At 60.3% G+C, this 12,334-nt stretch carries 12 protein-coding genes and 1 other RNA gene; 10 read left to right on the plus strand and 3 right to left on the minus strand.

The genetic code is table 11. The features are described from left to right. Positions 1–288 precede the first annotated feature (288 nt). Complete coding sequence (locus tag SIB83_RS03490; RefSeq protein WP_413406546.1) at positions 289–1,380, minus strand: dipeptide epimerase; 1,092 nt, start codon at positions 1,378–1,380, stop codon at positions 289–291. Between the two features lie 181 nt (positions 1,381–1,561). Here SIB83_RS03490 and miaB point away from each other — a divergent pair, with 181 nt between their 5' ends. From miaB to ftsZ, 5 genes are all read left to right on the plus strand, one after another. Beyond that, positions 1,562–2,872: a tRNA (N6-isopentenyl adenosine(37)-C2)-methylthiotransferase MiaB gene (gene miaB, locus SIB83_RS03495; RefSeq protein WP_413747278.1), complete on the plus strand. Its 1,311-nt coding sequence runs from the start codon at positions 1,562–1,564 to the stop codon at positions 2,870–2,872. A gap of 38 nt (positions 2,873–2,910) precedes the next feature. Beyond that, positions 2,911–3,972 carry a D-alanine--D-alanine ligase family protein gene (locus tag SIB83_RS03500; RefSeq protein ID WP_413403657.1) on the plus strand — a complete coding sequence of 354 codons (1,062 nt, stop codon included), beginning with the start codon at positions 2,911–2,913 and terminating at the stop codon, positions 3,970–3,972. A 25-nt stretch (positions 3,973–3,997) separates the two neighbouring features. Then, complete coding sequence (locus SIB83_RS03505) at positions 3,998–4,408, plus strand: hypothetical protein (protein WP_413403658.1); 411 nt, start codon at positions 3,998–4,000, stop codon at positions 4,406–4,408. After that, positions 4,408–5,250: a cell division protein FtsQ/DivIB gene (locus SIB83_RS03510; protein ID WP_413746795.1), complete on the plus strand. Its 843-nt coding sequence runs from the start codon at positions 4,408–4,410 to the stop codon at positions 5,248–5,250. The genes SIB83_RS03505 and SIB83_RS03510 overlap by 1 nt, the downstream gene beginning before the upstream one ends. A 72-nt stretch (positions 5,251–5,322) precedes the next feature. Then, positions 5,323–6,483 (plus strand): cell division protein FtsZ, encoded by a 1,161-nt coding sequence (gene ftsZ, locus SIB83_RS03515; protein WP_413403660.1) that lies wholly within the window; start codon positions 5,323–5,325, stop codon positions 6,481–6,483. Between the two features lie 59 nt (positions 6,484–6,542). Here the strand turns inward: ftsZ and ffs are convergent. Further along, positions 6,543–6,639, minus strand: an RNA gene (ffs, locus tag SIB83_RS03520) — signal recognition particle sRNA small type. Positions 6,640–6,683: 44 nt separating this feature from the next. On the opposite strand from ffs, the gene panB reads away from it, so the two are divergent. Next, positions 6,684–7,502, plus strand: coding sequence for a 3-methyl-2-oxobutanoate hydroxymethyltransferase (panB, locus tag SIB83_RS03525; protein WP_413403661.1), 819 nt, complete (start codon positions 6,684–6,686; stop codon positions 7,500–7,502). On the opposite strand, the gene hemW is transcribed toward panB, so the two are convergent. Further along, on the minus strand, positions 7,414–8,676 hold the full coding sequence (gene hemW / locus SIB83_RS03530) for a radical SAM family heme chaperone HemW (protein ID WP_413746796.1): 1,263 nt from the start codon (positions 8,674–8,676) through the stop codon (positions 7,414–7,416). The genes panB and hemW overlap by 89 nt on opposite strands. Before the next feature lie 71 nt (positions 8,677–8,747). Between hemW and SIB83_RS03535 the strand changes: the two genes are divergently transcribed. Genes SIB83_RS03535 through ilvC form a run of 4 tightly spaced genes read left to right on the plus strand, consistent with a single transcriptional unit; the run spans position 8,748 to position 12,310 of the window. Continuing rightward, a complete protein-coding gene (locus SIB83_RS03535) occupies positions 8,748–9,902 on the plus strand; it encodes a PIN/TRAM domain-containing protein (RefSeq protein ID WP_413746797.1) in 1,155 nt (384 codons plus the stop codon). A 29-nt stretch (positions 9,903–9,931) separates the two neighbouring features. Next, a complete protein-coding gene (locus SIB83_RS03540; RefSeq protein WP_066906825.1) occupies positions 9,932–10,603 on the plus strand; it encodes an ATP-dependent Clp protease proteolytic subunit in 672 nt (223 codons plus the stop codon). A gap of 52 nt (positions 10,604–10,655) precedes the next feature. After that, entirely contained in the window at positions 10,656–11,258 is a 603-nt protein-coding gene (locus tag SIB83_RS03545) for an ATP-dependent Clp protease proteolytic subunit (RefSeq protein ID WP_066906823.1), read from the plus strand. 56 nt (positions 11,259–11,314) lie between these two features. After that, positions 11,315–12,310 carry a ketol-acid reductoisomerase gene (ilvC, locus tag SIB83_RS03550; protein ID WP_413403664.1) on the plus strand — a complete coding sequence of 332 codons (996 nt, stop codon included), beginning with the start codon at positions 11,315–11,317 and terminating at the stop codon, positions 12,308–12,310. The last annotated feature ends 24 nt before the right edge of the window (positions 12,311–12,334 follow it).

Genomic DNA, 12,334 nt, shown 5'->3' on the forward strand with positions numbered 1-12,334 from the left:
TCAATGAATTGCAAGACAATTTCAAACTGAATTGACTGTTCGTCGCAGCAACAGAACAGTCCCGAATGCGAATTCCTGAAAACCATGCAATAATGACTTAACGCCGAAGAGCCCATAAGGGTCCACTGCGCGAGAACCGATAAGCCGAATTCAAATGAATCGAAGAGAAACAGCTCCCCACAGGGAGTGGAGAAAGCCTGGCAAGGCTGTCAAGACCTTTCAGATCACTGGCTACGAATCACCACAAAGAAGAAGGTATTTGCGGGAACTTGCAGAGCAGGAAGTCAGTCAATCAGCCTGAACTTGTGCATCGCGGCTGATCCCCAGACCGGCAGCTGATGGCGGCGACAACTTGTCTTGATCGAGTGATAGCCCCTGAAAAGGGTCGTCAACAAGATTGAGATGACTGTCGAGGTCGGGCCACCGGATGAGCGACAACAGCTGACATGCCGCCCCGTTCAGCAATGCGCTGTCTGAATAACAGCCGACCATCAGATCAAGATCCAGTCGCCTCGCCACCCTTGCCATCAGCAAGGCTTCCGTCAGTCCTCCGGTTTTGAGCAGCTTCAGGTTGACCCCATCGACATGGGGAGCCAGGCGCAGCAGGTCTTGGAGATCCCAGCAGCTTTCGTCGGCCACAAGCGGCAGGGTGCAGTGTTCTCGCAAAGCCGCAAAACCCTGAAGATCCTCCTCTGGATCAAGGCTTGCAGCAATCGGTTGCTCCAGCAGAACAACCTCAGCAGCCATGAGCGATGACTGCATCTCTGTGGCCTGCTGCACGGTCCAGCCGCCATTGGCATCGACCTGAAGCTCGTGGACCACCCCCGTGGCCTGCGTGCGGGCCTGCAGCATCGACGCCACCCTCTCCAGCAGTGCCCTGTCGTGATCAAGCCCGTCTGGGCTGCCCAGCTTGAGCTTGATGCGGGTGGCCGGCAGTTGCTTCCACCAGCGCTCCAGCCGCTGTTGAACTCCCTCCACCGAAGCCAGACCGAGGGTGACGCTCGTTGCAACAGCGCAGTTGCCATCCAGGCTGAACAACCGCCAGACCGGTTGCTGCAACAACTGACCCCACCAATCCCAGAGCGCCAGATCGACAGCACATCTTGCTGGTGGAGACAGGCTGCTCAGCAGTTCATCACAAACGCTTCTGTTGGCAGGATCAATCCTGTTGAGGTCGGGCAGCAAGCTCTGGAGTTCAGCCTCGATGGTCTCCAACCCATAGGAGCGGTGACCTGTATCCAGACCACCGGTTTCCCCCCGGGAGATGATCCCGTCATGATCAAGGCACAGTTCAAGCCGTTCCACCGCAGAGGTGGTGCCACGGCTGATGGCCAGCGGAACCGCCTTGGTGAGCGGAAACCGACGCAGAGTCCAGCCCATCCAACGTGCGCACCGAACTTCAAGGTGACACAGGACCTCTGTGAACCACACTGAAGGAAGGTTCCATCGCCGGCGGTCCATCGGACGGCCCTCCGCCTTGACCGTCACCGCCTCTGCCTCAACCAATCAACTGCCAGGCCTGGAGCGGGGCAGCTACTGGATCACCACCTTCGGTTGCCAGATGAACAAAGCTGATTCCGAAAGGATGGCAGGAATTCTTGAGTCGATGGGCTATCGGGAAGCCACCGCTGAGCTGGATGCCGACCTGGTTCTCTACAACACCTGCACGATCCGCGACAACGCTGAACAGAAGGTCTACAGCTACCTCGGGCGCCAGGCGCGCCGGAAACGCATCAATCCCCATCTCAAACTTGTGGTCGCGGGCTGCGTTGCCCAGCAGGAGGGTGCATCACTGCTGCGGCGCGTGCCCGAACTGGATCTGGTGATGGGGCCGCAACACGCCAATCGACTGGAAACACTGTTGCAGCAGGTTGACGCCGGTCAGCAGGTGGTGGCGACTGAAGAGCACCACATCCTTGAAGACATCACCACCGCTCGCCGCGACAGCAGCATCTGCGGATGGGTGAATGTGATCTATGGCTGCAACGAACGCTGCACTTACTGCGTCGTGCCTTCCGTGCGCGGCAAGGAGCAATCGCGGCTGCCTGACGCCATCAAGTTGGAGATGGAGGGACTGGCGGAGCAGGGTTACCGGGAAATCACTCTGCTGGGGCAGAACATCGACGCCTATGGCCGTGATCTGCCTGGCATCACTGCAGAAGGACGGCGCAAAAACACACTCACGGACCTGCTCCATTACGTCCATGACGTTGAAGGAATTGAACGGATCCGATTCGCCACCAGCCATCCCCGCTACTTCACCAGGCGTCTGATTGATGCCTGTGCCGATCTCCCCAAGCTCTGCGAGCACTTCCACATCCCCTTCCAGAGCGGAGACAACGACGTGCTGCAGGCGATGGCCCGCGGTTACACCATTGAGCGCTATCGCAGGATCATCGACCACATCCGTGAACGCATGCCTGAGGCCTCACTGAGCGCCGATGTGATCGTTGCGTTCCCCGGCGAAACCGATGCCCAGTTCAGACGAACCCTGAAGCTGATTGAGGAGATCTGCTTTGATCTGGTGAATACGGCCGCCTACTCACCTAGGCCCAATACCCCAGCGGCGGACTGGGACAACCAGCTTCCCGAGGAGGTGAAAGTGGCTCGTCTGCAGGAGATCAATGCCCTGGTGGAGCGCTGCGCCAAAGAACGCAACAGTCGCTACTCCGGCCGGGTCGAAGAGGTGCTGGCGGAGGGCATCAACCCCAAGGACCCGACGCAGCTGATGGGACGCACCCGCACGAATCGCCTGACGTTCTTCAGTGCGGAAGCTTCTGATGGGCGTCGCTGGGAACCTGGCGATCTGGTTCAGGTTCGCATCGATGCGGTTCGTTCCTTCTCTCTCAGTGGCACTCCTGTGCACGGCTGATACCTTTCGGCGCAGACCGTTGTAAAGCTTGCTCCCCCATGCCGACTTCCCAGATCCGCGTTGGCGTGGTGTTCGGAGGGGCATCCGGTGAACACGACGTGTCAATCCGGTCCGCCTCAACAGTGATCAAGGCTCTGGTCGATGCCAGCCAAGGCGAAAGGTTCCTGGTCACTCCTGTCTACATCGACCTCGAAGGGCGCTGGTGGCCGGAAACCATCGCCAGAAACGTGCTGGAGCGAGGCTCGGCACTCACCAATGAACAGCTGCCTCAGCCGCTTCCTGCCAGAGGGCTGCGCCAGTTGCCCCTGGACCCCGAATGTATCGATGTCTGGTATCCGGTTCTGCACGGACCAAATGGGGAGGACGGCACTGTTCAGGGTCTGTTCACATTGATGCAGCAACCGTTCGTGGGCTCCGGCGTGCTCGGATCCGCAGTCGGCATGGACAAGCTGGCTATGAAGGCAGCCTTCAGCGTTGCCGGGATTCCCCAGGTTCCCTATCTGGGAATCAACGCGGCTGATCTCAACAACCCGCAGCAGCTCGAACGCCTGCTGAACAGGTTGGAAGAGGAGCTCAGCTATCCCTGCTTCGTGAAACCCGCCAACCTCGGGTCATCCGTGGGGATCAGCAAAGTTCGTCATCGCGAGGAACTGCTGGCTGGCCTGCAGCTGGCGGCGAAACTCGATCCGCGTCTGGTGGTGGAACAGGGCGTCAAGGCCCGGGAACTTGAATGTGCCGTGCTGGGGCGAAAGGATCTGAGAGCTTCCGTGGTGGGTGAAGTGCGGTTTGATGCCGACTGGTACGACTACGAGACCAAATACACCGAAGGACGCAGTCAAACCCTGATCCCGGCGCCATTGTCCGATTCAGTCAGCCAACGCATTCAGGCCATGGCCCTCGATGCCTGCCGCGCCGTTCACGCCTATGGCCAGGCACGTGTGGATGTCTTTTATGACGAGGCCAATGACCAGATCTGGCTGAATGAGATCAACACCCTGCCGGGCTTCACATCCCAGAGCATGTATCCAACGCTGTGGGAGGCCTCCGGTGTTCCTTTGCCACAGCTGGTGGCGGAGCTGGTGAACACAGCGCAAGAATGAGCCGTCTGCCTCTGCTGCTGCCGCGATGATGCACGGTTTGCTCTGGTTTCCGCTGCTGTTGGTGTTCGTGCTGCTGGCGTCCCTGGGATGGCTGGAGCGGCGGCGCCAGAATCTGTTTCGGGTCTGGAGCGAATCATCCGAACTGGCCAAACTCGACGGCTGCGGTGCAGCACGGCTGAAGAACGGTGAGCTGAGCTGGAGCAGTTTCCATGCGGGCAGCTTCAAGGATGAGGGCCGATTTGTGATCAAGACGCTCGAGCTGGTGGAGTTGATGTCGCTCTCATCGGGCGATGCACCACTGGCCCACGAATCACAGGGTCGCTGCCGCCTGAGGCTCATCGGTGAAGGGCGGCAGATGGATGTGCCGTTCTCGGATGCGGAACGGGCCCGCCGCTGGATGGATCAGTTGATGGCGAAGGCACGTTGCGACCTGTGATGACCCGCTCGAAAGTCAACAAACAGGAGAGCAACACCAGCACTCCCCTGCCTCCGGGAGTCGAACGCCGGCGCAGGCTGCGCCAGGAGCGACGTCGGGAGCGGCTGATTCAGATCTGGCGCATCCTCCTGCTCGGCGGAGTCTCAGGCGGCTTGGTCTGGGTTCTGCTCAGCGCAGGCTGGAGCCTGCGCTCGCAGCAGCAGCTCACGGTGCGGGGCAGTGAACGACTGGGCAGCGAAGCGGTGGTCAAAGCCGCAGGCCTGCGCTTCCCACGCCCATTGATCACGCTGGAGCCAGGCCTTCTGGAGCGCCGGCTGCAGGCCGAGCTGCCGGTGCAGTCCGTGTCAGTCAAGCGACGGCTTGTCCCGCCGGGACTGGACATCGAGCTGCAGGATCGACGTCCCGTGGCGGCTGCGAGCCGAATGGGAGCCCGCGGCAAGGAACAGGGGATGGTCGACTTTGAAGGTCATTGGATGCCGCTCACCGTCGCGCGCCAGGGTGAAGCCCCCGCCAGTGCAGTGCGTGTAGATGGGTGGATTCCTAGCCGGCGCTCAATGATTGCTGCGGTGCTGGCGCAACGCGATCAGCTGGGCAGTCCTTTAAGTGAGATCCACATCGCTCCGGATGGAGACCTCAGCCTGCGCACGCAAACGCTTGGCCTCGTGCAACTGGGTTCGAATGAGCGGCTGCTGGATCAGCAGCTCCGCACGATCGCACTGCTGTCCAGCAGTCTTCCCGAAAATCTGCGGGGGAAAACCAGCAGCGGCATCGATCTTTCAGATCCCTCCAAACCCGAATTACAGCTGAAACCAAGCCCGAAACAGAAAACCAGCAAACCCTGACCGGTCGTTGCACAGTGCTGAAACCACAACGAGTGTGATTTGAATTCGGCGATTATCGCTCTCAGGGACATAATGCACACGCACTTGAGTGGTTCGACGCCGACGATGGAGATGGTGAACGGTCAGATGTCCCCTTCTCCTGACTCGGAAGGAATTCTTCCTTCCCAATCCGCCCGAATTGAAGTGATCGGCGTCGGAGGTGGTGGCAGCAACGCCGTGAACCGCATGATTCAAAGCGACCTTGAAGGGGTCGCTTACAGAGTTCTGAACACTGATGCTCAGGCACTACTGCAATCATCGTCGGAACACCGTGTCCAGCTCGGACAGACCCTGACTCGGGGCCTTGGCGCCGGTGGTAACCCCAGCATCGGTCAGAAAGCGGCTGAAGAATCCCGTGCCGATCTGCAGCAGGCTCTTCAGGGTGCCGATCTTGTGTTCATCGCTGCCGGCATGGGTGGAGGCACCGGTACCGGTGCGGCGCCCGTTGTTGCTGAAGTCGCCAAGGAAAGCGGCGCTCTCACCGTTGGGATCGTCACCAAACCCTTCGGATTTGAAGGGCGACGCCGCATGCGCCAGGCCGATGAGGGCATCGCCCGGCTGGCTGAGCACGTTGACACGCTGATCGTGATCCCCAACGACCGTCTGCGTGACGCCATCGGCAGTGCTCCCCTTCAGGAGGCCTTCCGCAGTGCTGATGATGTTCTGCGCATGGGCGTGAAGGGCATCACTGACATCATCACCTGTCCTGGGCTGGTGAATGTCGACTTCGCTGACGTTCGATCGGTGATGACCGAAGCCGGCACTGCCCTGCTCGGCATCGGTGTCGGATCCGGTCGTTCCCGTGCCATCGAAGCCGCTCAGACCGCGATCAACAGCCCTCTGCTGGAGGCTGCGCGCATTGATGGTGCCAAAGGTTGTGTGATCAACATCAGCGGTGGCCGTGACATGACCCTTGAGGACATGACCAGCGCATCCGAAGTGATTTATGACGTGGTCGATCCCGAAGCCAACATCATTGTTGGAGCTGTGGTGGATGAACGCCTCGAAGGTGAGATTCACGTGACCGTGATCGCCACAGGGTTTGAGAATGGTCAGCCTTATCGCACCGAAAGGAGCGTTCCGCGCGCAGCGACATCAGCTTTCACTCCTGCTGAATCGCAGGATTCCGGCGCTCGCATTCCTGAATTTCTGAGACAGCGGCAGCAGCGGCCTGACGTTGAGCCAAACAGCTGATCCCGGTCAGCTCCGAGTTCAAACCTGCTCTTGAGCAGCCGGAGCGAACCAACCATTGTGGTGACCCGGAGTCCACGCCTGTTCAGAGCATCCCGTGTGGCTGCTGCCTTCCGGTTCTGACCAAGTTTGGGCGTTTGAACCGCATAGGTCCGAGTCGCTTCCAATGTTAGCAATGGAAGTCCGCTGATTTGAGAGAGCGGTTGCGCGCCTCCGACCTGATCCGGTTCAAGCAGACCGGCCAACCGATCACCATGCTCACCGCCTGGGATGCCATCAGCGCCTCCCTTGTGGAGGACGCGGGTGCGGATGTGGTGCTGGTGGGAGATTCACTCGCCATGGTCAGCCTCGGCCACAGCACAACGCTTCCCGTCACGCTTGAGCAGATGGTGTTGCACACCCAGGCGGTCTGCAGGGGTTTGAGCAAACCACTTGCCGAGCAACCGCTGGTGATCACCGATCTTCCCTTTCTCAGTTACCAGTGCGGATTGGATCGAGCGGTGGCTGCGGCAGGAACTCTGCTCAAACAGACCGATGCTGCTGGCGTGAAGCTCGAGGGTGCTGAACCGGAGGTTTTGGCCGTGATTGAACGACTGGTCCGCACGGGGATCCCCGTGATGGGACACCTGGGACTCTTGCCTCAGGCGGTTCACAGCCTTGGCTACCGCCGTCAGGCCAAAGATCCACGCAGCCAGGAACGCCTGCTGATGCAGGCTGCCGAACTGGAGTCGGCGGGATGCTTCGCCATGGTTCTCGAGCACGTACCTGCCGAACTTGCAGGGCAGGTGAGGCGGCATGTGACGATCCCGGTGATCGGCATAGGAGCAGGAGACGACTGCGATGGGCAGGTGAGCGTGACCGCCGATCTGCTCGGGCTGACCCACTCACAACCGCCCTTCAGCAGGGCCCGGATGGATGGTCGCAGTCTTGCGATCAAGGCCTTGCGCAGCTGGCTGGACGATCAGCGTCAGCCGTCACCTCCTCCCACCACTCCACCAGCTCCACCAGAACCGCATTGCTGACGGCCATCCCACCAGGATCGGTCAGCTGCCAGCGGGAGCCGCAGCGCCGCATCAGATCAGTTTGAAGAAATCCTGCCCAGCGGGCCTCCAGCTGAGGCAGCCAGCGGCTGCAACGATCCCGAGACCAGCCGCAACCGTGGGCCTGCTCCATGAGCTCGACTCCTTCCCGACGCCTGAGCCCAACAAGCAGCCGATCCTCGAGGCTCATCGGCGTAGCCAGCTCCCTCAGCAGCGAGGCATGCGGACCATCCCTTTGCTGCTGCTCCAGCCAATCGCCATAGGCCTCACGGGTTCGGGGCCTGGCGAAACGCTCACCCCAGGGAGCACTGGTGGCACCCAGACCAAACGCCCACCAGCCGGCGCCGCTCCAATACACACGGTTATGCCTGGAGGCATGTCCTGGCCTGGAGAAATTGGAGATTTCGTAGCGGCAATAGCCAGCCCTGGCGAGGCGCTCACTAGTGGCGGCGATCCGATCGGCAGCCCCGTCCTCATCAGGCAACTCCAGCTCACCGCGTTGCTCAAGCTTCGAGAACACCGTGCCCGGTTCCACGCTGAGGTCATAGATGGAGAGATGGGGAGCGCCGATCGCCACGGCACGCTCGAGCTGAACGCCCCAGGCCTCGTCGCTCTGATCAGGCAGGTTGCGAATCAGATCAAGGCTCCAGCTGCGCAGGGCGCCATGCTCCACGGCGCCATGGAGCCACTCACAGGCTTCCAGCAGATCCGATCGGCGATGACGGCGACCGAGGGACTCCAGGACCTGGTTGTCGAAACTCTGACCACCGAGGCTGACCCGATTCACACCGCAGCACAGCAAGGCCTCGAGATCCATCCGCCCAAAGCTGGCGGGGTCCATTTCCAGCGTGATTTCAGACCCGCTCTGCAATCCGAAACGCGCTCGCAGGGTGTTGAGCACACGCCCGATCTGTTCAGGGGTCAGCAGCGAAGGGGTTCCTCCACCGACATAGACGGTGGCCAGCGGCGGTCCCGACGGTGAAAGTGCAATTTCCCTGAGCAGCTGCTCGAGATACGTCTCAATCGAGCGACTCCCGGGACCGCCCTGGGCATCAGCCTTATCCCCCAGGGGCACCACTGCGAAATCGCAGTAAAAGCAGCGCCGATGGCAGAAAGGAATGTGGACGTAGGCGCTGCGGGGCGCGGGTGCGGTCATCAGCCCGAGCCAGGAGAGAGAGAATGGTGCATGCTGCCTGCAACTGGACTGGGCAGTGAGAACCCAACCTCATGGTCGAAGCGCTCATCATCATCCTGTTCCTGATCTCCGGGACGGCGACCGGCTGGATGGGCGTGCATCTGCTTCCGCAGGAACTTCTGGATGACACCAACGCCCAGCAGGTGCGACTGGGCCTGAGCGCCGGGGGTGCCGTCATCGGTCTCGTGGCAGGGCTGGTCTTTCGCCGTCTGCGCCAGCGGCTGATGAATCAGGTGCGCACCATGCCCACCGATCTTCTGGTCAGCCGGGCGGTAGGCCTGATCCTCGGGCTGCTGGTGGCCAATCTGCTGCTGGCTCCGATTCTGTTGCTGCCTCTGGCCGGTGCAAGCTCTCTTGTGAAGCCGCTGGCGGCGATTCTGAGCAATGTGTTCTTCGGCGTGCTGGGTTACAACCTGGCCGAGGTGCATGGACGCACGCTGCTGAGGCTGTTCAATCCAACCTCCACGGAGGCTCTGCTGGTGGCCGATGGTGTGCTCACACCCGCTACAGCCAAGATCCTCGATACCAGCGTGATCATCGATGGGCGCATTCAGGGAATGATCGGCTGCGGTCTGCTGGAGGGGAAGGTGATCGTGGCCCAGACGGTGATCAATGAAATGCAGCAACTCGCCGATTCCAACAACCTGGAGAAACGCGGCAAGGGCCGACGAGGCCTGAAGCTGCTGAATGCCCTGCGAGAGACCTACGACAAACGTCTGGTGATCAACACGACCCGCTACGACGGGGCAGGCACGGACGATCGACTGCTGCAGCTCACGGAAGACACCGGCGGGACCCTGGTGACAGCGGACTTCAACCTTGCCCAGGTGGCCAGAGTGAAGGAGCTCAAGGTGATGAACCTCAGCGAGCTGGTGATCGCACTGCGTCCAGAAGTGCAGCCTGGCGATGAACTCAACCTAAAGATCGTCCGCGAAGGAAAGGAGGAGCATCAGGGTGTGGCCTATCTGGAGGACGGCACGATGGTGGTGATTGAAAACGCCCGGGCCGCCATCGGTGAACGGCGGGGTGTGGTGATCACCGGAGCCCTGCAAAACCCAAGCGGACGGATGGTGTTCGGTCGGCTCGACAAGGATGGTGAATCAACCGCCGCCGGCAAGAGCAGTCCTGGAGCAAAACCGCCACGCAAGAACCGGCGCAATGAGCGTCCCACCCCGGGGTCCCGCTAGGCTCCACCGACCATGGCGGCCCGACGCGGATGACCACATCAGCCCCTTATTACGGCGACTCGTCGGTGATGCGGACTCCGCCCCCGGATCTGCCTTCACTGCTTCTCAAGGAGCGAATTGTTTATCTGGGACTGCCCCTTTTTTCTGACGACGACACCAAGCGTCAGGTTGGACTTGACGTCACAGAACTGATCATTGCCCAGCTTCTTTTCCTCGAGTTCGATAATCCCGACAAGCCGATTTACTTCTATATCAACTCCACTGGAACCAGCTGGTATACAGGCGACGCCATTGGATTCGAGACGGAAGCTTTCGCCATCTGCGACACCCTCCGCTACGTCAAGCCGCCGGTGCACACCATCTGCATCGGTCAGGCGATGGGAACAGCTGCCGTGATCCTGTCCGCTGGCACCAAAGGACATCGAGCTGCCCTGCCCCACGCCTCGATCGTGTTGCATCAGCCCCGCAGCGGCGCACAGGGCCAGGCGACAGACATCCAGATCCGTGCCAAGGAGGTGCTGCACAACAAGCGAGCCATGCTCGAAATTCTTTCGACCAACACCGGGCGCAGCGTGGAGGAACTCTCCAGGGATTCCGATCGCATGAGTTATCTGACTCCAGATCAGGCCAAGGATTACGGACTGATCGACCGAGTACTCGCCAGTCGCAAGGAACTGCCCGCTCCAGTTCCGGCTGGTTAATCCAGCCCAAGCCCCCTCGTTTCAACTTTTTTTCTTCAACCCACCAGGACCTATGCCGATCGGTACCCCCAGCGTCCCCTACCGCCTGCCCGGCAGCCAGATGGAGCGCTGGGTGGACATCTACACACGACTTGGAGTTGAGCGAATCCTCTTCCTTGGCTCCGAGGTGAACGATGCGGTGGCCAACAGTCTGGTCGCTCAGATGCTTTACCTCGACTCGGAAGACAGCAGCAAACCGATCTATCTGTACATCAATTCTCCTGGTGGATCGGTCACGGCTGGACTGGCGATTTACGACACCATGCAATACGTCAAGAGTGACGTGGTCACCATCTGCGTGGGCCTTGCCGCATCGATGGGAGCCTTCCTGCTGGCAGCGGGTACCAAGGGCAAGCGCCTGGCCCTGCCCCACAGCCGGATCATGATTCACCAGCCCCTGGGCGGAACCGCTCAACGACAAGCCAGCGACATCGAAATCGAAGCGCGCGAGATTCTGCGCATGAAGGAGATGCTGAACCGCTCCATGGCTGAGATGAGCGGGCAGAGCTTCGAGAAAATTGAGAAAGACACCGATCGTGATTACTTCCTCAGCAGCGAAGAAGCCAAGGACTACGGGCTGATTGACCGGGTGATCGCACACCCCAACGAGGCATGATCGTCCCCACACTTGCGTAAGCTCGGTCGTTACCAAGCTCCACGTTCGTCGTCCGGATGGCTCAGCTTTTTTACGACTCCGATGCAGATCTTTCGCTGCTCAGCGGCAAAACGGTCGCCATCATCGGCTATGGCTCCCAGGGCCATGCCCACGCGCTGAACCTCAAGGACAGCGGCGTGAACGTGGTGGTTGGCCTTTATGAGGGAAGCCGTTCCGCTGACAAGGCCAGAGCCGACGGCCTTGAAGTGCTGAGCGTTTCCGACGCTGCGGCCAAAGCGGACTGGATCATGGTGCTGCTTCCCGATGAGTTCCAGAAAGAGGTCTACGACAAGGAAATCGCTCAACATCTGAGCGCTGGCAAGGTTCTCAGCTTTGCCCATGGTTTCAACATCCGTTTCGGCCTGATCCAACCGCCGGCCGATGTGGATGTGGTGATGATCGCCCCCAAGGGCCCTGGTCACACCGTGCGCTGGGAATATCAGAACGGCCAGGGTGTGCCAGCGCTCTTCGCCATTGAGAAAGATGCCTCCGGCAATGCCCGCGGCCTGGCCATGGCCTATGCCAAGGGAATCGGCGGCACCCGCGCCGGCATTCTTGAAACCAACTTCAAGGAAGAGACCGAAACCGACCTCTTCGGCGAACAGGCCGTGCTCTGTGGCGGCCTCTCCGAGCTGGTCAAAGCAGGCTTCGAGACCCTCGTCGAAGCAGGCTATCAGCCCGAACTGGCCTATTTCGAGTGCCTGCACGAAGTGAAGCTGATCGTGGATCTGATGGTGAAAGGCGGTCTTTCAGCCATGCGCGATTCGATCTCCAACACAGCGGAGTACGGCGATTATGTGAGTGGTCCCCGCCTGATCACCGACGACACCAAAGCGGAGATGAAGCGAATCCTCGCGGACATCCAGGACGGCACCTTCGCCAAGAACTTCGTGGCTGAGTGCGAAGCCGGCAAGCCTGAGATGAACAAAATCCGCAAGCGCGACGGTGATCACAAGATCGAAGAAGTGGGCAAGGGCCTGCGCTCGATGTTCAGCTGGCTGAAGGCCTCCTGAACAGGGCCTCATTCAGCCCTTTCT

It is taken from the genome of Synechococcus sp. MIT S9507 (assembly GCF_047304715.1).
Classification (GTDB): domain Bacteria; phylum Cyanobacteriota; class Cyanobacteriia; order PCC-6307; family Cyanobiaceae; genus Synechococcus_C.